At 72.3% G+C, this 21,936-nt stretch carries 12 protein-coding genes and 2 pseudogenes; 1 reads left to right on the forward strand and 13 read right to left on the reverse strand.

Annotated features, from left to right (window positions below; translation table 11 throughout):
• Positions 1 to 89: 89 nt before the first annotated feature.
• The 3 genes and pseudogenes from AB0P07_RS35270 to AB0P07_RS35280 all read right to left on the reverse strand — a co-directional run.
• Positions 90 to 626, reverse strand: a pseudogene (locus tag AB0P07_RS35270) (site-specific integrase); the annotation flags it as partial.
• Positions 626 to 850, reverse strand: coding sequence for a helix-turn-helix domain-containing protein (locus tag AB0P07_RS35275; protein WP_365558148.1), 225 nt, complete (start codon positions 848 to 850; stop codon positions 626 to 628). The pseudogene AB0P07_RS35270 and the gene AB0P07_RS35275, both read right to left, overlap by 1 nt.
• 73 nt (positions 851 to 923) lie before the next feature.
• Positions 924 to 1,343: pseudogene (locus AB0P07_RS35280) on the reverse strand (transposase family protein); the annotation flags it as partial.
• Positions 1,344 to 1,720: 377 nt separating this feature from the next.
• Here AB0P07_RS35280 and AB0P07_RS35285 point away from each other — a divergent pair.
• Positions 1,721 to 1,825 (forward strand): biotin/lipoyl-containing protein, encoded by a 105-nt coding sequence (locus AB0P07_RS35285; protein WP_365558150.1) that lies wholly within the window; start codon positions 1,721 to 1,723, stop codon positions 1,823 to 1,825.
• Between the two features lie 541 nt (positions 1,826 to 2,366).
• On the opposite strand, the gene AB0P07_RS35290 is transcribed toward AB0P07_RS35285, so the two are convergent.
• The 10 genes from AB0P07_RS35290 to AB0P07_RS35335 form a co-directional block, all read right to left on the reverse strand.
• Positions 2,367 to 3,743: a TRAM domain-containing protein gene (locus AB0P07_RS35290; RefSeq protein WP_365558153.1), complete on the reverse strand. Its 1,377-nt coding sequence runs from the start codon at positions 3,741 to 3,743 to the stop codon at positions 2,367 to 2,369.
• 52 nt (positions 3,744 to 3,795) lie between these two features.
• A complete protein-coding gene (locus AB0P07_RS35295; protein WP_365558156.1) occupies positions 3,796 to 5,868 on the reverse strand; it encodes an APC family permease in 2,073 nt (690 codons plus the stop codon).
• 328 nt (positions 5,869 to 6,196) lie between these two features.
• Positions 6,197 to 7,084 (reverse strand): lysophospholipid acyltransferase family protein, encoded by an 888-nt coding sequence (locus AB0P07_RS35300; RefSeq protein WP_365558158.1) that lies wholly within the window; start codon positions 7,082 to 7,084, stop codon positions 6,197 to 6,199.
• 103 nt (positions 7,085 to 7,187) lie between these two features.
• Positions 7,188 to 7,868, reverse strand: a complete 681-nt coding sequence (locus AB0P07_RS35305; protein ID WP_365558160.1) for a DUF1295 domain-containing protein — start codon at positions 7,866 to 7,868, stop codon at positions 7,188 to 7,190.
• A gap of 42 nt (positions 7,869 to 7,910) precedes the next feature.
• Entirely contained in the window at positions 7,911 to 9,125 is a 1,215-nt protein-coding gene (locus tag AB0P07_RS35310) for an aromatic ring-hydroxylating dioxygenase subunit alpha (RefSeq protein WP_365558162.1), read from the reverse strand.
• 101 nt (positions 9,126 to 9,226) lie between these two features.
• The gene (locus tag AB0P07_RS35315) at positions 9,227 to 12,028 is read right to left on the reverse strand and encodes a PEP/pyruvate-binding domain-containing protein (RefSeq protein WP_365558165.1); all 2,802 of its coding nucleotides are present in this window, start codon (positions 12,026 to 12,028) and stop codon (positions 9,227 to 9,229) included.
• 20 nt (positions 12,029 to 12,048) lie between these two features.
• Positions 12,049 to 13,137: a class I SAM-dependent methyltransferase gene (locus tag AB0P07_RS35320; RefSeq protein WP_365558167.1), complete on the reverse strand. Its 1,089-nt coding sequence runs from the start codon at positions 13,135 to 13,137 to the stop codon at positions 12,049 to 12,051.
• Positions 13,125 to 13,967, reverse strand: coding sequence for an alpha/beta fold hydrolase (locus AB0P07_RS35325; RefSeq protein WP_365558170.1), 843 nt, complete (start codon positions 13,965 to 13,967; stop codon positions 13,125 to 13,127). The genes AB0P07_RS35320 and AB0P07_RS35325 overlap by 13 nt, the downstream gene beginning before the upstream one ends.
• Positions 13,954 to 14,994, reverse strand: coding sequence for an NAD-dependent epimerase/dehydratase family protein (locus tag AB0P07_RS35330; protein ID WP_365558173.1), 1,041 nt, complete (start codon positions 14,992 to 14,994; stop codon positions 13,954 to 13,956). The genes AB0P07_RS35325 and AB0P07_RS35330 overlap by 14 nt, the downstream gene beginning before the upstream one ends.
• A gap of 3 nt (positions 14,995 to 14,997) precedes the next feature.
• A complete protein-coding gene (locus AB0P07_RS35335; RefSeq protein WP_365558175.1) occupies positions 14,998 to 21,930 on the reverse strand; it encodes an aminotransferase class I/II-fold pyridoxal phosphate-dependent enzyme in 6,933 nt (2,310 codons plus the stop codon).
• Positions 21,931 to 21,936: the final 6 nt, after the last annotated feature.

Here is a 21,936-nt window from a genome sequence, read left to right on the forward strand (position 1 = left end):
GTCACCCGCTCCCGCCTGGGACGACTCGTCCGCCAGGGATTCCTCGAGCAACCGGGACGCGGCCGCTACCAGAAACGGACTTAACGCCCTCTGAGTACGGAGTGGATGTAGGTGAGCGTCAGCGGGGAGAGCAGCTTGTGGCAGCACCGGCCGGCGGCGCAGCAGCGGGGCTGGTCGCGCCGGACGTCGATGCCGCGCGTGCAGCACTGGCAGGCGGTGCGGAGCTGGTTGAGCAAGGTGCGGACGTCCTTGGCGGTGAGCTTGGCGAACTTCTTCTTGCCCAGGCCGGGGACGAGGTACCGGTGGACGCAGGCGGTGTAGCGGGTGTGGGTGGTTTCGCGGAGGTGGTGGACGGCGACGTTCCCCAGCCAGTACGTCAGGTACGCGGCCACGCTGCCCTGCGCGGAAGGGACGGGGAGGCCGCGGTTGCTGTTGGCGATCTTCTCGGTGAGCTTGGCCAGGGCCTCCTTCCGGGTGGTGCCGTAGACGCGAACACGGCGACGGGTGTTGCCAGGGGCGAGGACATATCCGGCGGCTTCCCAGCGGCTGTCCTTGCGCTGGTAGACGGTTCCGTCACCGTTGGCGCGGGTACGGCGGGAGGGGCTGGTGTCGCGGGGTGTGGTCATCAGGCGGCTTCCTGGTCGAGGCGGGTGCGGATGAAGTCGTCGAGGGTGTGGGTGGGGATGCGGCGGGCGCGGCCGAGGGTGATCGAGGCGAGCTGGCGGGTGCGGAGCAGGTCGTAGACGGCGGAGCGGCCGAGTTGGAGGCGGGCCATGACTTGGGGCACCGTCAGCAGGTCCAGCGCTGGCTCTGTCTCCGGGTGGAGGACGCTGGGCGGTGGCGAGGTCATCAGCAGCCCCCTTCGGCGATGAACCGGCGTTCCAGCTCCCTGCGATGCCAGACGGCGGCAGCCAGGAGCGCGGCGCCGGCGAGGCCCCGAGCAGTCGTCCGAACGGATCGGTGAGGACTTGGAAATTCATGCCGTGGCGTTTGTGTTTCTCGGAGTAGTACGGGGTTCGGCGGCGATGCGGTCGATGGGCAGCAGGGTGCCGTCGAGGACGACGAACGCCTTGGTTCGGATGGTCTTTTCATCGCCTCGGCCAGGGGCGGGGCGAGGGCGGACAGGACCTCGATGGCTTCACGTATGCAGCGGTAGGCGGTGGCGATCTCGATGCCGAATCCCGCTGCGAGCTGGGCGTAGGGTCGCCGCACCGCAGGTGGGCCAGGGCGAGCAGGGCTTGCCGTGCCACGGGAAGCCGCCGCCATCGCGTCCCGATGTCCCGTCGCCTGGCCGCCAGTTGCCCGGCCAGGAAGCAACTCTCCCTTGAGTGAGCCTCTTTCATCCTGTGCTGGAGGGTGAAAGAGGGTCACTGACAGGCGAACAGCAGACGCACCGCGCACCCCTGCCAGAAGGGCGATGCCTAGACGGACCGGATCCGGATTTCTTCGGGCGCGACGCTCGCCTTCTCCTGCGACATGCCGCGAGCCGCGTCGTTTTTCTCTGCGGGAAGGGGGACGACCTAGGCTTCACCCGTGTCGCGTCATCACGGAATGTGACGACTTACCCTACTCGCGGAAGGGACTCGTGTGATGCCATCCGACTCTCAAAGCCCCGCTCACATCGTGAAGTCGCCCATTGTCGGGACCTTTTATGAGGCGCCCCAGGGCGGCGGGGAGCCGTTCGTCACGGTAGGCCAGCGGGTCGCTGTAGGCGATGGAAGTGGCGAACCACATCGAGGCAAACAAGGAAGGTGTCGTCACGGCGCGACTGGTCAACGATGGCGCGCCCGTGGAATACGACGAGCCGCTCTTCACCATCGCATAGGAGCGGGTCCTGGTCCGCCGCTGCGCACACCTCCACGCGATCGGCTCCAGGCGCAGGTGCGAAAGGATTAGTGAGCCTCATTCATCCTGAGTAGTCGCAGGTCAGTGAGCTGTTCCAAGATGACTGTAACTGCCCAACGACCCGGAGCCCGGAGCCCCGCTGACCGCCGCTGTTCGTGACGGTGGCTGAACCGCTTGGGGCTCCGCGACGTACATCCTCCGCCGCATCGCAGGCACGATCTTGGTCGCGCCCGCGCCGCCGAGTGGAGCCCACTCAACCGGTTCCCGACGCGGCCGCGCTGGAGGAGACGCACAACCGCGTCGGACGCAACCTGTTGATGTGACGGGGCTTCAGGACGAGCGTCATGCGAGCGTCAGCAGCCCGAGAATCGCGCGGACACCGCTTGCACCGCCGTCGCTGCTCCCACCTGAATCCGCAGGCCGGGCGGCCTCCACAGACGATCTCCACCGTTCACCCGTTGGACTTCGGGAAACAGGTCGAGCACCACCGACCACATCTGGAAAACAAAGAAAGCCGCAGGTCAGAGCCCCTTTGCAGTAGGCTCCAAAATCGCCACGCACTCCACGTGCGACGTCATCGGGAACAGATCGAACACCCGCAGCGTCCGCACCCGGTACCCCCCGTCCCGGAAGTACCCCAGGTCCCGGGCCAGGGCGGCCGGGTCGCAGGCCACGTAGGCGATTCGGCGGGCGGCCAGGGAGGACAGGTGCTGGACCGTCTTGCGGCCGGCGCCCGCGCGGGGCGGGTCGAGGACGATGAGGTCGACCTCGTCGATGCCCGTGCGCGGCAGGACCGTCTCCACCTTGCCCTGCTCGATGCGGACGCGGTCGAAGCCGGCGAGGTTGTGGCGGGCGTCCTCGACGGCGCGCTTGCCGGACTCGATGCCCAGGACCGCGCCCTGGTCGCCGACGCGGTCGGCCAGGGCGCCGGCGAAGAGGCCGACGCCGCAGTAGAGGTCCAGGGCCATGTCGCCCTTGCGGGGCAGGAGGCCCTGCATGACCGCCTTCACGAGGGTGTCGGCGGCCTTCGGGTGGACCTGCCAGAAGCCGCCGGAGCCGACGCGGTACGTGCGGCCGTCGGCGCGCTCGCGGACGAAGGGGCGGCCGTGGACGCGGTGGACGCCGCCGTCCTTCTCGCCGACGCGCATGACCGAGACCGGGCGGTCCAGCTCCACGATGGGCAGGCGGGCGCCTGGGCGCGGGGTCAGGATGACCTGGCGGTCCTGGGAACCGGTGGCCGCGATCGCCTCGACGGACTCCATGCCCGCCCAGTCCCGCGCCTCGATGCCCAGCTCGCTGACACCGTCCGCCGCGATCATGCAGTGGTCGATCGGCTGCACCTCGTGGGAACGGTGCTTGCGCAGGCCCGCGTGCCCCTCGGCATCCACCGCGTACTGCACGCGCGTGCGCCACGACGGGACCTGGCCGGCGGGCACCTTGTCGCCCTCGGCCGGCATCACCGTGCCGTCCCAGCCGGCCTCCTCGGGGGTCAGGCCTGCCAGGCGCCGGAGCTGCTCGGCGACGACCTCGCCCTTCAGACGGCGCTGGGCGCCCGGCTTGGCGTGCTGCCAGTCGCAGCCGCCGCAGCGGCCGGGGCCGGAGAAGGGGCAGGGTGCCTCGACGCGGTCCTTGGAGGGGTCCAGGATCTCGACCGCGTCCGCGCGCAGGAAGCGGGCGCCCTCCTCGCCCTCCGTCACCCGGGCGACGACCCGCTCGCCGGGCAGGGTGTGCCGGACGAACAGCACCTGGCCCTCGGACGTGCGGGCGATGCAGTGGCCGCCGTGGGCGACGGGGCCGACCTCGACCTCGTACTCCTCCCCCACCAGCGAGACCGGCTGCGGGGCCGGCTCCGAGACCGCTCGCTTCTCCGCCTGCGACTTCTTCGGTTCTGCCTGCATGGCGGGGTGACTCCAGAGAACGAGGGACGACGAAGGACAACAGCCGTCCAGTCTACGTGGACGAGGAGGAGTCCTTCGGACGGTCCTGGTGAGGGGGGTGGGCCGGGCCGCGCCGCACCGCGCCGGGGGCGTTCCAGTCCTGGCGCTTGCGGGCCCGGCGCCGGGCCGCCTCGGAGGACTCCAGCTGGTAGGGCACCGACGTGACCATGACGCCCGGCGTGAACAGCAGGCGGCCCTTGAGGCGCAGCGCGCTCTGGTTGTGCAGCAGGTGCTCGTACCAGTGGCCGACCACGTACTCCGGGATGATGACCGAGACCGCGTCGCGCGGGGACTCCTTGCGCAGGCTCTTGACGTACTCGATGACCGGCCGCGTGATCTCGCGGTACGGCGAGTCCAGGACCTTCAGCGGTACGGCGATGCCGCGGCGCTCCCACTCCTCGCGCAGCGCCTTGGTCTCGGCCGGGTCGACGTTGACGCTGAGCGCCTCCAGGCTGTCGGAGCGCATGAGTTTGGCGTAGGCGAGGGCGCGCAGCGTGGGGCGGTGGATCTTGGAGATCAGCACCACCGAGTGGACGCGGGAGGGGCGCACCATGTCGTCGCTCTGGGCCTCCTCGGGGTCCTCGGGGGCCGCGATCTCCTCGGCGACGCGGTCGTAGTGCTTGCGGATCGCCGTCATCGTCGCGAAGAAGATGCACATCCCGAGCAGCGCGACCCACGCGCCGTGGGTGAACTTCGTGGCCAGGACGACGACCAGGACGAGGCCGGTGAAGAAGGCACCGAAGGCGTTGATGGCACGGGAGCGGATCATGTGGCGGCGCTTGGCCTGGTCGCGTTCGCCGGCCAGGTTGCGGTTCCAGTGGCGGACCATGCCGATCTGGCTCAGCGTGAAGGACACGAAGACGCCGACGATGTAGAGCTGGATCAGCCGGGTCGAGTCGGCGCCGTAGACGACGACCAGGAGCATGGCGGCGCCGGCCAGGAGCACGATGCCGTTGGAGAAGGCCAGGCGGTCGCCGCGGGTGTGCAGCTGGCGCGGCAGGTAGCGGTCCTGGGCGAGGATCGAGCCGAGCAGCGGGAAGCCGTTGTACGCGGTGTTGGCGGCGAGGAAGAGGACCAGCGCGGTGGCGGCGGCGAGCACGACGAACAGGAAGCTGCCCTCGCCGAAGACCGCCTCGGCGACCTGTGAGATCACCGGGTGCTGAACGTAGTCCGCGCCGACGGCGACGCCGTCGCGCAAGAGGTCGGTGGCCGGGTTCTCGGACATGCGGACGTCGGTGGCGACCGCCAGCGCGATGATGCCGCAGAACATGGTGACGGCGAGCAGGCCCATCATCGCGAGGGTGTTGCCCGCGTTCTTGGACTTGGGCTTGCGGAAGGCCGGGACACCGTTGGAGATCGCCTCGACACCGGTGAGCGCCGCACAGCCGGAGGAGAAGGCGCGCAGGAGGAGGAAGATCAGGGCGAAGCCGGCCAGGCCGCCGTGCTCCGGCTTGATCTCGTAGTCCGCGGTCGGGGCGCGCATGGTGTCGCCCAGGACCAGGCTGCGGAACGCGCCCCACACGATCATGATGAAGACGCCTGCGACGAAGACGTAAGTCGGGATCGCGAACAGCTTGCCCGACTCCTTGACCCCTCGCAGGTTCATCAGGGTGAGCAGCAGGATCACCGCGACCGCGCACAGGACCTTGTGCTCCACGACGAAGGGGATCGCCGAGCCGAGGTTCTCGATGCCGGAGGAGATGGAGACGGCGACCGTCAGGACGTAGTCCACCAGCAGGGCGCTGGCCACGGTCAGACCGGCCTTCGGGCCCAGGTTGGTGGTGGCCACCTCGTAGTCGCCGCCGCCGCTCGGGTAGGCGTGCACGTTCTGCCGGTAGGAGGCGACCACCGTGAACATCAGGACGACGACCGCGACCGCGATCCAGGGGCTGAAGTGGTACGCCGACACGCCCGCGATGGACAGGACCAGCAGCACCTCGCCGGGTGCGTACGCCACGGAGGAGAGCGGGTCGGACGCGAAGACGGGCAAGGCGATGCGCTTCGGCAGGAGCGTTTCCCCCAGCCGGTCGCTGCGCAGTGCGCGCCCGATCAGAATCCGTTTGGGCACGTCGGTCAGTTTGGACACAACAGAGGATCGTAAGCGTTCGAACGGGCGACCGCGCAACCGCCACCCCCGATCGGTGTCGGTCTGCCCTACGGGTGAATTCACGGGGCGGCTCGGCTGGGGTGGGACGGGCGGCGGCGTTCGCATGGCTATATGACCAACACGGCCCGTCACGATCAGCACCGCCCGTCCTGACCAGCACCGCCCGTCGCCCTGTGAGGGAGATCCCATGCATCTGTCCGCGGAGCTGATCGGCGGCGTGGTCACGCTCGTCGGTCTCGGTGTCCTGGCCTTCGCCAGCATCCGCAGCATCGGCCGCCGGGGGTCGTCGGCGGAGGGGTGAGGTCGCTCAGGAGAACGGGGACTCGCGGCCTTCCAGCATCTCGTTGAGCGTGTGCTGGATGGTGTCCTTCACCTCGCCCGCGAGCTTCTCGACCATCAGCGGGTCCTCCGCCGCGTCCTCGGGGAAGGCGTCCGTGTGGATCGGGGCACCGAAGCGGATCGTCCACTTGGTCGGCATCGGGATCAGGCCGAGCACGCCGAGCAGCGGGAACGTCGGGGTGATCGGGAAGTACGGCAGCTTCAGCATCCGGGCCAGGGTCGGGGCCGAGCCGATCATGGGGTAGATTTCCTCGGCGCCGACGATCGAGCACGGCACCATGGGGCGCCGCGAGCGCAGCGCCACCGCGGCGAAGCCGCCCCGCCCGAAGCGCTGGAGCCGGTAGCGCTCCTCGAAGGGCTTGCCGAGCCCCTTGTAGCCCTCCGGCATCACGCCGACCAGTTCCCCGGAGCCGAGCAGCCGCAGGGCGTTCTCGGGGCAGGCCCGCACGTGGCCCGCCTTGCGCGCGAGGTCGCGGACGACGGGGAGCTCGAAGGCCAGGTCGGCGGCGAGCAGCCGCAGCCTGCGGTGGGCGCTGTGGTGGTCGCGCAGGGCCACCTGGAGCATCAGGGCGTCCAGCGGCAGGGTGCCGGAATGGTTGGCGACCAGGAGGGCGCCGCCGTCGGCGGGCACGTTCTCCAGGCCCTCCACGTCGACCCGGAAGTACTTCTCGTACAGCATCCGCAGGACGGGGAGCAGGTAGTCGTCGGTCAGCTCCGGGTCGAAGCCGAAGTCGTCGACGGCGCCCTCGTCGGAGGTCAGCCGGGCGAACGCGTCCGCGCCGCCGGCCAGGACCTCGCGCAGCACCTCGGCGGTCAGGGACGCCTCGGCCTCTCCGAAGGGGATGTCTCCGCTCATGCGTGCCTCGTCTCGGTTCTGTCGGTCGGGTCGGGTGTCGCGCCCGGTACGGCAGCCCCCTCACCGGGGCGGGAGGGCCGCCGTACACGCGCGACGGGCGGGGTCAGTACACGAACGGGACGAACTTCGCCGTCCGGGACGCGTACTCCTCGAAGGCCTCGCCGTAGCGCTCGGCGAGGTACTTGTCGAGCATGGGAATGTTCAGGAAGACGAACATGCAGACCATGATCAGCGGGATGGCGAACGCCCACACCGTGCCGGTCACCAGCGCGAATCCCGAGAAGAGCACGGCGTCACCGAAGTAGTTGATGTGCATGGAGTACTTGAACAGGCCCTCGGTGTAGAGCTTTCCCTTGTTCTCCGGGCGCTTCTTCCAGAGTTTGCGCTGGTACTCCGACCCTGTGTTCAGGTAGGACCCGAAGAGGTAGAGGACGACGCCGAGCCAGGTGAAAACGCTCACGCCGGCGTCGTTGGTGCCGCCGAAGTACGCCATCGTGCCATGGATCACCAGGACCCAGATGCCGATGGTGAACGACTCCGACCACTCCATCTTGCGTTGCAGCATCACGAAGTTGGTGGCGATGAAGCGCAGCAGGTAGAGCACCGACAACGCCGCCAGCAGGGCCCGGCGCACGGTCGCCGCCTCGTCGAAGTCGGTTCCGAACCAGTCCGCCACGGTGTCCGCGCCGCCGAAGAGGAACCACACGGCGATGGCCACGGCGATGGTGTTGAACGTCGTCACCACCGTCTTGGGACCGGTCGACGCGTCGTATCCGCCGTACATCTCTCACTCTCGCTCTCTCTTGTCCGTCCCCCGTCTTCGGGTCTACGGGCGCGCGGCAGCGTCCTCCTTGGGCTTGGCTCCGCGCCGTGTGCCGCCGCTCCCCCGGCCGCCCGCGGTGGCGCGGGCCGACGTGCCGTTGCCCGTCGCCGCGTCCGTCGCGGGTACCGGCTCCCGGGCCCCGTCACCGGTCGGTTCCGGGGCCGGTGCCGGTTCCCGTGGCGCGGCGGCGTCCGCGAGCAGCTTGGCTCGCATCGAGATGTACTTGGCGTTCATCTCGTCGACGGGGATGAACTTGTTCACGCCGCCGGCGCTGATCTTGGGCTCCTGGTGCTCCATGATCCGTACGTCCTGGGGGTCCTGGACCCACTTTTCCATGTAGAGGGACGCCCAGGGCAGCAGTCGGCGCAGCGGTTCGATCCGCAGGACCGGCTTGACCTGTTCGTACTCGTACCAGCGCAGGATGTGTTCCGTGTTCTCGTCGTCGATCGGGACCAGCCAGGAGGTGGTCTCGAACTGCTCGGTCTGCACGTGCACCATGCACGGGAAGGTGAACGTGATGACGTAGTGGGTGGTGTTGGTGGGGTCGTCCTCCTGGCAGTGGTCGAAGGAGTAGCGGATGGTCTGGCCCTCCGCCTCCGTCTCCACCTGGTGGTTGGTGATCCGGGTGGCGGCCAGGTAGCGCTCGCGGCCGTCGAGCCCGAACTTGCTCGGCGTGCCGTACAGGAGCAGGTAGTCGATGTAGTTGAACCAGTGGTCCCGGTGCACGTAGGTCACGTGGTAGAACTCGAGCAGGCTCTCGATGTAACGGGTGTAGTGCACCGGACGGGTCCAGCGCTTGGTGGCGTAGAGCTTCCGGTTGTCCGTCACCTCGGCCGGGGCCGCAACCGGCGGCAGGTCGGCCGCGGGACGCTCGTCGCCCCACCACATCCACACCAGCCCGAACCGTTCCTGGACCGGGTAGGTGGGCACGCGCAGGGACCCGGGGATGCGGGCGCCGGAGCCCATGGCGGGGATCACCCGGCAGGCGCCGTCGGCTCCGTAGCGGAAGCCGTGGTACGGGCACTCGATGGTGTTGCCCTTCATGCGGCCGTCGCCGAGGTTGGCGCCCTTGTGCGGGCAGCGGGCGCCCTGGCAGACGAGGTTGCCCTCGATGTCGCGCCAGAGCACGATGTCCTGGCCCATGCGGCGCAGACCGAGGGGTTTGTCGTTGCGCACCTCCTGCGCCTCGACGATGGGGTACCACTGGTTGGGGATCATCGGGTCGTCTCCCGTCTGGGTGGGGGTCCGCCCCGGGCGGGGGCGGTCGTGGTCTCTCGTTGCGGCGGTGGCGGCGGGGCGTCCGGCCCCCACGCGTCCGCTCAGTCGTGTACGGCGTCCGCCGGGCTCGCGTCGGTGCCCGCGCTCCCGGCGCCCTCGGCGTCCGCGCTCTCGACGACCTCGACCGTGCCCGCGTCGCCGTCGACCACGATCAGGTCTCCGGTGTTGATGCGCTGGGTGGCGTCCTTGGTGTTCACCACCGACGGCACGTGGAACTCGCGGGCCACGATGGAGCTGTGCGAGAGCATCGACCCGATGTCGGTGACGACCCCGCCCGCGATGGCGAACAGCGGCGTCCAGGAGGCGTCCGTGTACCGGGTCACCAGGATCTCCCCGGCCTCGAACTCGTCGGCCTGCCACACCAGGTCCTCGACGATGCGGGCGCGGCCCACGATCCGTCCGGGGCTGGCGGCCAGCCCTTCGAGGCGGGCGCCGTCGGCGGCGGGCCGCACCGAGGCGGTGATGTCGTGCACGCCGACGAAGGTCAGCGGCGGTTCCGGCAGCCGCTTGTTGTGCTCGTGCAGCCGGCGGGCCGCGTCGAGGCGGGCCCGGTCGAAGACGCGCACGGCGTCCTCGTCGCCGGCGAGGTAGCGGCGGACGTCCTCGAAGTCGAGGTGGGCGACCTCGTCCAGGGAGTGCAGGACGCCGTCGGCGACCAGGCGCCGGCCGACCTCGTAGACCACGTTCCGCACCAGCCAGATGGACGTGATCATGGACATCCGGGTGGTCTCCCGCAGCTCGCTGCACAGGGCGTAGAGGGAGATGACGGTGTCCAGGATCTGGCGCTTGGGCATCGGCAGCCGGTCCAGCACCTCGCGGGAGTCGTCGGACCAGGCACTGCTGCGCCGCAGGATGTCGTCGATGGAGAAGCCGTCGGCGACGTAGCGGCGGATCATCTGGAAGATGTACGAGGGGTCGTCGATCCACCGCGGGTGGGTGATCTCCATCTCCTGGTGGCCGCGGGTGCCGTTGGCGCGCAGGAACGGCTCCATGTGCCGGTCCCAGAAGCGCTGGCCTGCGGGATCCTCGCGCAGCAGCCGGGCGATGTCCTCCAGCGGCTCGTCCTTGATGATCTTCAGGACGGCCGGGTCGTTCTTGGCGGCCTGGGCCACCGCCCAGACCTCCTTGGCCGACTCGACGGTGCGCAGGCTGGACATGTCGGTCTTGACGCGGTTCTGCAGGCCGGTGCCGTCGCTGCCGAGCCAGCGGGCGCACAGCTCGGTGAGCAGGCCGTAGAACGCGAACGCGTTGATGTAGTACGGCATGTAGCCGACGTGCATGTCGTGGAACCAGGCGAGGTCTCGGTGGAGTTCGCCGTGCAGCTCGCGCCGGCTCATCCGGGTGAGGTCGAGGCCGCGGGCGCGGTCGAACTCGTAGAGCCGGGCGTCGACCATCTGCTGCGAGCGGGACTTCATCTGCGTCATCTCGCGTGCGGTGTGCTGCAGCCAGTGGACGGCGGACCGCAGGTCCTCCATGCCGCCGGGGAAGGTGCCGAACGGGTTCTCGTAGGAGGCGAGGTCCACCTCCTCGCTGACGAAGCGGCTGGTGAAGTGGCGCTGGTCGCGGGTGGGCAGGCACTGGGCCAGCAGGTAGGAGCTGTAGGAGATGTTGAGGTAGACGTGCCCCTGGTAGAAGCCCATGTGCAGGTCCGCCTCGCCGGTGTCGCGCACGCCGAGGGCACCGGCGCAGTCCGTGTGGACGTTGCGCTGGTAGTAGCGGGCGAAGCTGAGACCGAGCGGCGTCATCAGGCCGACGAAGATCTCGCCGATGTCCATGCGCGACCACAGGGTGCCGTTCAGGATCGGCTCCGGCTGCGGGGCGACGTACGGGCTGAGCGCGCCGGACGGGGCCGCGGGAGCGGTGGGGCGGGTGGTGATCGGCCGGGTCTGGAACAGGTGGAAGACGCCGTCGCGCACGCCCCACTCGATGTCCTGCTCGCTGCCGTAGAGGTCGCGGATGCGGACGGCGAGGGCGCCGAGTTCGCGCAGTTGGTCGTGGGTGAGGCAGGGGACGCTGCGGGACGCGGCGTCGACCTTCGTCATGCCGATGCGGCCGGGCTCCAGCGGCGCGCACTTGGTGACCTTGTAGCGCACCCGCTCCTCGACGACCTCCAGCTTCTCGTCGTCGACGACGAAGAAGTCGCTGGAGACCTGCCCGGAGACCAGTCCCTCGCCCAGGCCCTGGCAGGCCTCGACCACGAGGCGGTGCGGGCGCGGGTTGACCGGGTCGACGGTGAACATCACGCCGCTGACGTCGGTGTGGATCATCTCCTGGACGACCACGGCGAGGGAGTCGGGGGCGTCGGTGTCCCGGTACGCGGTGGCCCGGTCGGACCACAGGGAGGCCCAGCAGCGCAGGACCGCGTCCAGTACGTCCTCGTCGCCGCTGACGTCGAGGACCGTGTCGTGCTGGCCGGCGAAGGACTGGGCGGCGGAGTCCTCCCGCAGTCCGGAGGAGCGCACCGCCACGCGGGGACGGCCCATGCTGCCGTAGGCGTCGAGGACGGCGTCCGCGATCGCGGCGGGCATCCGGGTGCCCAGGATGCGCTCGCGCATCGTGCGGGGGTCGGCGCCCGGTGCCTCGGCGGCGATCCCGGTCTCCCGCAGGTAGGCGTCGAAGAGGGCGGTGGTCAGGCAGAACGCGGGCGGGACGGGCAGTCCGGCGGCGGAGAGCTCGGCGAGGCGGGTGCCCTTGCCGCCGAGTTCCCCGCGGTGGTCCGTGGCCGGGGCGCCCGCGCCCAGGGTGACGACACAGGCTGCGTGGTCGGCCGGGTCGGTGACCGGGCTCGCGGGGCCCTTGCCGACTGCGGCGGCGGTCGTCGAGTCGCTGACGTGCGTGTCCATGGCGGGTGTCTCCTCGGCGGTCAGGCGTACGCGACGCGCTTGCTGGTGCCCGTGAAGGCGTGGAACTGCTCGCCCGGGACGATCCGGGTGGCCTCGACGTCGTCGAACCCGGCCTGACGGAGCTGGTCCACCAGCTCGTCGGCCCGCGGCAGCGGGCCGCCGAAGTCGGCGTAGGTGAACCAGAGGTTGAGCGCCTCCAGGCCGATGTTGCCGCCCTTGCACGAGGTGGTGAGCAGCAGTCGGCCACCGGGCGCCAGCAGGTCGTGGGCCCGGCGCAGGGCGTCGACGCGCTCGGCCTCGGGGAAGTAGTAGATGTTGTTGTGCAGGGTGACCAGGTCGAACTGGGGCTGCGCGTCGAGGGTGCGCAGGTCGGCCCGGCGGGTCTCGACCCGGTCGGTCAGCCCCCACTCGGCCATGTTCGCCGCGGCGCTGTCCGCGACGTCCTGCTGGAGGTCGACGGCGAGCGCCGACAGGCGGGGGTTGAGTTCGGCGGCGTAGCGGACGTAGGCGCCGCTGCCGCAGCCGACCTCCAGCAGCCGTACCGGCGCGTCCCGGTCCAGCGTGCGGGCGATGGCCTCCTCGACCAGCGGCTGGACCACCCGGGTGGAGCGGGCGATGACCAGGCCGTCCTGGTCGTCGAGGGAGAAGCGGCGGCCCTCGCGCAGCATGCGGGGCCCGTTGAGCAGGGCGGGCACGTGGAAGCGCAGGACCTCCTCCAGGGCCGCGGCGATGGCGTCGTTGCCGGCCTGGGCGAGCGCCTTGGCGGGCAGGCTGCTCAGCTTGTAGCAGCCCTCGCGCTTGGCGAGGTCGCCGAGGCGGATGCCCATGTCCAGCCACTCCTTGAGGCGCGGCCGGTCCTCGTCGGCGATGCCGAGCCGTTCCGCCAGCGACTCCAGGTCGCAGGGGCGTACGGCGAGTGCGTCGAGCACGCCCGAACTCGCCGCCGAGGCCAGGAAGGCGGCCCGGTACACCGGCTCCACGAAGCCCTTGGACAGGGCGAGGAGCAGCGGCATGTGCGGGTTGCCGAGCACCTTGGTGACGGTGCGCAGGTCGGTCAGCGGCGCCTCGACGCGGCTGCCGACGCTCTTGGCCAGGCTCAGAATGTCCATGTTGCTTCCCTTGTTGCCTTCCTGTGCGGGGTGGTGCCGAGGGCGTCGAGTTCGGTGCCCAGGTGGGCGAGCAGCCGGTCGCGGGACGGGCCGCCGTTCAGGAAGAAGTGGTTGCCCGGCAGGTGGCGCCGCAGGAACGAGCCGGTGGTGTGGTGCCGCCAGGCCTCGACCATCTCCGGCGTGGCGATCGGGTCCTCGGTGGCGGAGAACGCAGTCGTCGGGCAGTCCAGCGGCGGGCGGGGGTGCCAGCCGTAGCGCTCGCAGGCGCGCAGGTCGGCGCGGAGTACCGGGAGCCTGCGGTCGAAGTAGGCGGCGCCGAGGGTGTCCGCGTCGTCGAGGCCGCCCAGGTCCCGGATCACCTCGCGCAGTCCGGCGTCGGACAGGGCGTGGTCGGCGCGGTCGCCGTACAGGTGCGGGGCCCGGCTGCCGGAGACGAACAGGTGCCGGGGCGCCGGCCGTGCGCGCTGCCGCAGCACGCAGGCCACCTCGTAGCCGAGCAGGGCGCCCATGCTGTGCCCGAACAGGGCGTAGTCGTGGACCAGCCCGTGCTCCTCCAGGGCGTCCGCGACCGCTTCGGCGAGGGGCGCCATGGTGTCGAACGGGCGCTCGCGCAGCCGCAGTCCGCGGCCGGGCAGCTGTACGGGGACGACGGCGACGGCGTCGCCCAGGTGCTCCTGCCAGCCGCGGAACACGGAGACCGTGCCCCCGGCGTAGGGGAAGCAGACCAGGCGCAGCGGCGCGGTCGCCGGGTCGGGCCGGCCGGCGGCCGGTGACGCGACCGGGCGGGGGAACCAGGCGGACCGCTGGGCGAGCAGGTCAGCGGGCGACATGGGCGCGCCCCTCGGCCGAGTCGAGCCAGGCGACGGTGCGCCGCATGCCCTCTTTGAAGTCGACCTCGCCCTTGAAGCCCAGCTCCTCCTGGGCCCGCCCGATGGGGTAGGACTGGTCGCGGTCGAAGAGGTGGACGGCGTGCCGGGTCAGCACGGGCCGGGAGTTGATGCGCAGGGCGCCCCACAGCTTCTCGGAGACGGTGGCGACGGCGGTGGCGACGGGCGTGGGCAGGCTCAGCCGGGGGGCCTTCACGCCCAGGCCCTCGGCGAGCGCCTCGACGTACTCGCGCCAGGTGGTGTCGTGCGGGTCGCGCAGGTTGTAGGCGCGGCCCGCGGTGTGCTCGCCGGTCGCGGCGGCGACGATGCCGTCCACGGCGTTGGAGACGTAGAGCAGTCCGGCGGGCACCCGGCCGCCGCGGATGTAGACCATCTGCTTGCTCAGCAGCAGGTTCGCGATCTCGATCACGAAGTCCTTGCTGCCGGGGCCGTAGACGGAGACGGGGCGGACCACGGTGACGGGCAGGCCGGTGCGTTCGGCGGCGGCCCACACGGCGCGCTCGCCGAGCATCTTGCTGCGGTTGTAGGGCAGGCCGATGTCGCGTGGGGCGGTGGTCTCGTCGCAGGGTCGCTCGGGGTAGCCGTAGACGTCGGTGGTGCTGAGGTGGACCAGGCGCTCGACCGTCCCGGCCTCGTGGGCCGCGTCCACGAGGTTCTTGGCGCCGTCCACGTTGACCGCGCGGAACCGGTCCCAGGGGCCCCAGTCGGCCGAGAGCCCGGCGCAGTTGTAGACGTACCGGACTCCGGTGGTGGCGCGGCGCAGGCTGTCGGTGTCACCGAGGTCGCCGACGGTGACCTGGGCGGCGGCGCCGGTGAAGGCGGCGCGGTCACTGGTGGAGCGCGCCAGGACGCGGACGCGGTGTCCGCGCTCGGCCAGCCGGTGCACCAGGTGACCGCCGATGAAGCCGCTGGCGCCGGTGACCAGGATGTCGGGGGCGGCGGACGGGCTGTCTTGGCTGAGTGAGGACATGGATCACACCAGGAGGTCGAGGGAGTGTTCGAGGTCTGCTTCGCTGTGGTCCGCGTTGATGAAGAAGCGGAGCCGGCACTGGTCGCGCGGGACGGCGGGGTAGCCGATCGGCATGACGTTGACGCCGCGCTCCAGCAGCGAGTTGGAGAGGGCCATCGTCTTCTCCCAGTCGCCGGTGATCACGGGGATCACCGCGGAGAGGCGGGAGACCCCGACGTCGAGGCCGCGGGCGCGGGCGCCGGCCCGGAAGAACTCGGCGAGTTCCTGGACGCGTGCCACCCGCTCGGGCTCGTCCTGGACGACGCGCAGCGCCTCCAGCGCGGCGGCGGCGTTGGCCGGTGAGATGCCGGTGGAGAAGATGTGCAGCGGGGCGGTGAACTTGAGGTACTCGATGATCGGGCGGCGGGCCGCGATGTAGCCGCCGAGGCTGCCCAGCGCCTTGCTGAGGGTGCCCATCCACAGGTCGACGTCGGCCGGGTCGGTGCCGTAGTGCTCGCCCACGCCGCGGCCGGTGCGGCCCAGGACGCCGATGGAGTGCGCCTCGTCGATCATCAGCATCGCGCCGTGCCGCTCCTTGACCTCGATGAAGCGCGGCAGGTCGGGGATGTCGCCGTCCTGGCTGTAGGCGCCCTCGATGACGACCAGCGCCCGGCGGTGCGAGGCCCGGGCGCCGGCCAGGATGCGGTCCAGGGCGGCCCAGTCGTTGTGCGGGAAGGAGCGGCGCCGGGCGCCGGAGAGGATGCAGCCGCGCACGGTGCTGTCGTGGATCCACGCGTCGTGCACCACCAGGTCCTGAGGGCCGAACAGGTGGCCGACGGTGGCGACGTTGGTGGCGTGGCCGCCGGAGAAGACGATGGCCGCCTCGGCACCGACGAACCCGGCGATCTCCGCTTCGAGTTCGTGGTGCAGCGGGGTCTCGCCGAACAGCAGCGGGGTGGCGGAGGCCGAGGTGCCGTAGCGGTCGACGGCGTCCTTGGCGGCCTGGCGCACCCGCGGGTGGTGGGAGAGCGCGAGGTAGTTGAAGGCGGCGAAGTTGACGACCTTGGTGCCGTCGACCGTGGCGAGCGCGGAGTTGAAGCCCTCGTGGGTGCGGCCGTAGGGGTTGGAGCCGCTGGTGCGGGTCTGCCGGAGCCTGCCCTGCAGTTCGGCGTACTCCGCCCACTCCTCGAAGGTGCGCTCCTGTCGGACGGGAGCGGCGGGCGCCGGGGCGGGGTCGGGGGCGGCGGGTACGGCGGCGGGCGCGGCGGGTACGGGTGCGGGGGCCGCCTGGACCGGGGCGGGCGGCGTCGGGGACGGCAACGGGAACGCCTGCGGCGGGAGCGCCTGCGGCGGGAGCGCCTGCTGCGGGAGCGCCTGCTGCGGGAACGGCTGGGGGACGTAGTAGGCGTACGCGGGAGCGCCGTGCGGCGGGTAGCCGTACGGGTAGGGGTAGGGCACTCCGGGCTGCGGGACCGGCGCGGCGACGGCGTAGCCGTGGGGCGGGGCCGGGAAGGCGCCGTAGGGACCGTACGGGGGGGCCGGGGCGGGCGGCGCCGCCGGTACGGCCGCGGGGTGGGCGGCCTGCGGCGCACCCGCGCCGGTGCCGGCGTCGGGGGTGCCGTCGCGGTCGTCGACGGCGGCGAGCCGGCCGATGATGTCCTGCACCGTGGGGTCCTCCGGCACGTCCTGGAGCAGGTGCATCCGTTGGGGGAAACGGTCGGTGAGACGGCGCTGGAGATCGGTCCGCATCAGCGAGTCGAACCCCAGGTCGAGACCCAGCCGGGCGTGTACCGGCAGGTCGGCCACGGGGAATCCGCAGACGGCTGCGACGGCGTCGAGCACGGTGCGGGAGACCTCGCCCGCCGGGTCCGTCTCGGCTGTGCCCGTCGCCGTGGGCTGGGACGGCATGGGATCGCCTTCCTGGTCGGGAGTGGGAGCGTGGAACCGGTAGGTCCGGCGCTCGAAGGGCGTGTGCGGCAGCGGGACGCGGGCGGGCGGGTGCTCGCCGTCCAGGGCGGACCAGTCCACGCTCGCGCCGGCGCAGTGGTGGGCGCCCAGCGACCGGAGCAGGGTGCGCCGGCCGGGGGCGCCGCGGCGCAGCGAGGGCAGCCACAGCGTGGGGCGCTCCTCGCTCGTCGGGGCGTCGGCGACGGCGGACCGGCCCAGGTTCAGCAGGGTCGGGTGCGGGCCGATCTCGACGAAGGCGTCGCAGAACGGGCCGCCCTCCGCCGCCCGGTCGCGCAGGCGGGCGAAGCCCTCGGCGAAGCGCACGGTGCCGAGCAGGTGCCGGACCCAGTACTCCGCGTCCACCCGCTCCACCGGTTCGCCGGTGGCGTCGGAGATCCAGGGGATGCGCGGGGCGTGGAACTCGACCGCGCGGGCGGCCCGGAGCAGCGGCTCGGCCGCGCCCGCCATCAGCGGTGAGTGGAAGGCGTGCGAGACGACCAGCGGCCGGACGGTGACCCCCTTGCGCTCCAGGTCCGTACGGAGCGCCGCGATCCGGTCGGCCGCGCCGGAGAGCACCAGGTGGCGGGGCCCGTTGACCGCGGCGAGCGCCACCCCTTCGTGACCGTCGGCGATGTCGCGCACCGTGTCCGGGTCGCCGACGCAGGCGACCATCGCGCCCTCGCCGGGCTGCTCGTCCATGGCGCGCCCGCGGACGACCGCGAGCGTGAGGGCGTCCTCCAGACAGAGGACGCCGGCGACGCACGCGGCGGCGAGGGCGCCGACGCTGTGCCCGAGCACGGCGGCCGGGCGCACCCCGCAGCTCTCCCACAGGTCCGCGAGGGCGACTTCGAGGGCGACCAGGGCGGGCTGGCAGTAGCGGGTGCGGGCCAGGTCCTCGGCGTGCTCCGGGTCGAAGAGCAGGTCGAGCAGCGGGATCTCGCCCAGGCCGCGCAGGACCGCGTCGGCGCGCCGCAGGGTGCGGGCGAAGACGGGGTGGGCGTCGTACAGGTCGCGGCCCATGCCCGGGTACTGGGTGCCCTGGCCGCCGAAGAGGAAGGCGACGGTGGGGCCGCCGCCGGGCGCGGGCCCGCCGCGGGCCACGTCGACGGCGGGCTCGCGCCGGATCAGCGCGTCCAGCGCGGCGTCCAGTTCGTCCCGGGTCCCGGCGGTGAGGACCGCGCGGTGCGGCAGTGCGGAGCGGCCGGTGTTGGCGGAGCGGCACAGGGCGGCGAGCGGCACGTCGGGATGGGCGGCGAGGTGGGTGCGGTAGAGGCCGGCCAGGGTGGTCAGGGCGGTCTCGGTGTGCGCGGACAGGGACAGGGCGTGCACCGTGCCGTCGGGTGCCTCGGACGCGTCGGCGGGGGCCGGGGGTTCGGGCGCGGACTCGACGATCACGTGGGCGTTGGTGCCGCCGAAGCCGAAGGAGCTGACGCCGGCGCGCAGGGTGCCCCCGGCGGGCAGGGCCCGGCGGGTGGTGGGCACGGTCAGGCCCGAACCCGTCCAGTCCAGGTGCCGGTTGGGGGTTCTCAGGTGCAGCAGCGGCGGTGCCTCCCGGTGCCGTACCACGAGCACCGCCTTGATCAGCCCGGCGATGCCGGCGGCCGCCTCCAGGTGGCCGATGCCGGTCTTGACGGAGCCGACCGGGCAGGGCGCGTCGGCGGGGCGGCCCCTGCCGTAGACACCGGCCAGCGCCTCCCACTCGACGGGGTCGCCGAGGGCGGTGCCGGTGCCGTGCGCCTCGACGAAGTCGATCTGCCCGGGTTCGATCCCGGCCCGCTCCAGGGCCCCGGTCATCACGGCGCGCTGGGCGGTGGTGCGGGGCGCGGTCAGGCCGTTGGCCCGGCCGCCGTGGCCGAGCGCGGAGCCGGTGAGCACGGCGTGCACGCGGTCGCCGTCGGCCAGTGCCGCGGACAGCGGCTTGAGGCAGACCAGGCCCGCGCCCTCGCCGCGCACATAGCCGTCGGCGCCGTCGTCGAAGGTGCGGCAGCGTCCGCCGGGGCCGAGCATCCCGCCCCGGGCGAGCGCCGCCGAAAGACCCGGGTCCAGCATCAGGTTGACGCCGCCGGCGAGGGCCACGCCGCACTCGCCGTCCCGCAGGCTGCGCAGGGCGGTGTGGACGGCGGCGAGCGAGGAGGAGCAGGCGGTGTCGAGGGCGAGGCTCGGCCCGTGCAGGTCGAAGAAGTAGGAGAGCCGGCCCGCCGCGACGGACTGGGCGTTGCCGGTGGCCGAGTACATGTCGACGACGTCGGGGTGGGGCATCTGGAGGTCGGCGTAGTCGTGCCCGCTGACCCCGACGAAGACGCCGGTGTCCGAGCCCGCCAGGGAGGAGGGCGCGATGCCCGCGTCCTCCAGGGTCTGCCAGGCGACCTCCAGGAGCAGCCGCTGCTGGGGGTCCATGCGTTCGGCCTCGCGGGCGGAGATGCCGAAGAAGCGGGCGTCGAAGTCGTAGACGTGGTCGAGGAAGCCGCCCGGGCGCCCGCCGGGGCCCGCGACGTCGGCCGCCCGGTCGGCGGGGGCCTCGCCCACGGCGTCCCGGCCGTCCCGCAGCAGCCGCCAGTAGCTGTCGGCGTCGGGCGCGCCGGGGAAGCGGCAGCCGATGCCGACCACGGCGACGGGCTCGTCGGCGGGAGCGCGGCGGGCGGGGGCGTGCGGGTGCGGGGCCGGGTCGGTGCCGGGGGCCGGGGTGCCCGCCGCGACGCCGGTCGTCGTGCCGGCGGTGACGTGCGCCGCCAGGGACTCGACGGTCGGGTGGTCGTAGACGGTGGCCGGGGTGACGGGGGTGCCGAGCCAGTCGCCGAACCGGTCGGCGAGGGACACCGCCTGCTTGGAGTCCAGGCCCAGGGAGGTGAAGGGCACCGTCGGGTCGATCACAGAGGGGCGCAGGCCCAGCCGCGCGGCGACGGCGCGCCGCAGCCAGGTCACGGCCTCGGTCCGGGTCCGCCCCGGCGCGGGTGCGGGTTCGGACACGGGTGCGGCGTCGGCGAGGGCCGTCCGGCACAGTGCGACGAGGGCGTCGGCGCCGTCCGGCTCGGGGGCGGAAAGGAGCGTGCCGACGTCGAGTGCGACGCCGAGGCCGTCGGCCAGCGTGCGTACGGCCCTCAGCAGCCGCTGGTAGCGCGGGGCCCCCTCGGCGGCGTGCGAGGCGGCGAGGGCGTCGGCGACGAGGGCGGCCGTGCGGTCCGGTGCGCCGGGGCCCGAGGGGTGCGGCCCGGTGGCGTCGGGGGGTGTGCCGTCCTGGACGACGCTCGCGGCCACCACGGGCAGTTCGAGGTCGAGCAGTTGCTGCCGGCAGGCGCTGCGCTGGATCTTGCCGCTGGTGGTGCGCGGCACCGAGGAGCGCTTGAGCAGCACGACGGTGTGCGGCGTCACCTGGTGCTCGTCGGCGATGGCGCTGCGCAGCCGGGCCAGCAGGGCGTGCGGGTCACCGGCGCCGGGGCCGCCGATCTCGTAGGCGAGCGCCAGTTGTTCGCCCTCGGCGGTGGGGATGCCGAACGCGGCCCCGTGCCCGGCGCGCAGACCGGCGCCGACGCGTTCGGCCGTCTGCTCCACGTCCTGCGGGTGGATGTTGCGGCCCTGGACGATGATCACGTCCTTGGTCCTGCCGACGACGAAGAGCTGCCCGTCGTGGCGGAACCCGAGGTCCCCGGTGCGCAGCCACGCGGCGTCGGGTCCGTCCTCGACGCGGGTGCCGAAGACGTCCGCGCCGGCCTCGGGGCGCCTCCAGTAGCCGCGGGCGACGTTCGGTCCGGCCACCCGGATCTCGGCGACGGTGCCGTCGGGGACCCCCCGGCCGGTGGCGGCGTCGACCAGCGCGACCTCGACGTCGTCGACGGGTGCTCCGCAGCCGACGACGCGGGTGGTGCGTACGCTGCCGGGTTCGGCCGCGCGAGCGGTGCCCGCCTCCAGGGCCGCCGCGTCGAACGACTCCACCACGGGGGGCTCGACCGGTTCGGCGCCGGTGACCATGAGGGTCGCCTCGGCGAGGCCGTAGCAGGGCAGCAGCGCGGTGCGGTCGAAGCCGGCGGGCGCGAAGTACTCGGCGAACCGGTCGAGGGTGTCGGGGCGGATCGGCTCGGCCCCGTTCAGGGCGAGGCGCCAGCGGCCGAGGTCCAGCCCGGCCCGCTGTTCGGGGCTGATCCGGCGCAGGCACTGCTCGAAGCCGAAGTTCGGCGCGACGCTGGTGGAGGCGCCGGTGCGGGAGAGGGTCTCCAGCCACAGCAGCGGGCGCTGCACGAAGGTCATCGGGGCCATCAGGTGCGCGGGGAAGCCGCCGTACACCGGGGTGAGGATGCCGCCGATGAGGCCCATGTCGTGGTAGGGCGGCAGCCAGGACACCATGCCGGAGCCGGCGTCGTGGCCGAGCCGGAGGTGGATGGAGCGCAGGTTGCGCACCAGGTTGCCGTGTTCGACCATCACGCCCTTGGGCGTTGAGGTGGATCCGGAGGTGTACTGGAGGAAGGCCAGGGAGTCCGCCGTGAGGCCGGGGTCCTCCCAGGGGGCCGTGGAGTCGCCGGTGTAGAGGTCCTCGGTCACCAGCCAGCGCACGTCGTCGAGTTCGGCGCCGACGTGTCCGGTGCCGCGGGCGGCGACCGCTTCGCGGACCTTGCCGGTGGTCAGGGCGTGGGTGGCGGCGGAGTCCCGGGCGATGGCCGCGAGGCGGGGCACCGTCTGCCCGAACCGGGCGTTGTCCGGCGGGTAGGCGGGGACGGCCACCGCGCCGGCGTACAGGCAGCCGAAGAACGCGGCGAGGTAGTCGAGGCCCGGCGGGTGCAGCAGCAGGACGGGGCCCTGGCCCACCTGCTCGCGGCGCAGGTGGGCGGCCACCTCGCGGGCGTGCAGGTCGAGTTCGCGGTAGCTCCAGGCGACGGAGGTGCCGTCGGCATCGGTGAGGAAGCGGTGGGCGAGGGCGTCCGGGGTGTGTTCCGCCCGGTGCCGCAGCAGGGCGGCGACGGTCTCCGGTTCGGGTCCCTGCCAGTGCGCGCGTATCGGCTCCGTCGGCCCCTGACTCACGTTCTT

This window comes from Streptomyces sp. NPDC085944, assembly GCF_040686295.1.
Lineage (GTDB): Bacteria > Actinomycetota > Actinomycetes > Streptomycetales > Streptomycetaceae > Streptomyces > Streptomyces salinarius.

Coding starts and splice junctions, on each gene's coding strand:
- AB0P07_RS35325 (WP_365558170.1), bottom strand. CDS start 13,967: ATGTCGCCCGCTGACCTGCTCGCCCAGCGGTCCGCCTGGTTCCCCCGC.
- AB0P07_RS35330 (WP_365558173.1), bottom strand. CDS start 14,994: ATGTCCTCACTCAGCCAAGACAGCCCGTCCGCCGCCCCCGACATCCTG.
- AB0P07_RS35290 (WP_365558153.1), bottom strand. CDS start 3,743: ATGCAGGCAGAACCGAAGAAGTCGCAGGCGGAGAAGCGAGCGGTCTCG.
- AB0P07_RS35320 (WP_365558167.1), bottom strand. CDS start 13,137: ATGGACATTCTGAGCCTGGCCAAGAGCGTCGGCAGCCGCGTCGAGGCG.
- AB0P07_RS35275 (WP_365558148.1), bottom strand. CDS start 850: ATGACCTCGCCACCGCCCAGCGTCCTCCACCCGGAGACAGAGCCAGCG.
- AB0P07_RS35310 (WP_365558162.1), bottom strand. CDS start 9,125: ATGATCCCCAACCAGTGGTACCCCATCGTCGAGGCGCAGGAGGTGCGC.
- AB0P07_RS35315 (WP_365558165.1), bottom strand. CDS start 12,028: ATGGACACGCACGTCAGCGACTCGACGACCGCCGCCGCAGTCGGCAAG.
- AB0P07_RS35300 (WP_365558158.1), bottom strand. CDS start 7,084: ATGAGCGGAGACATCCCCTTCGGAGAGGCCGAGGCGTCCCTGACCGCC.
- AB0P07_RS35305 (WP_365558160.1), bottom strand. CDS start 7,868: ATGTACGGCGGATACGACGCGTCGACCGGTCCCAAGACGGTGGTGACG.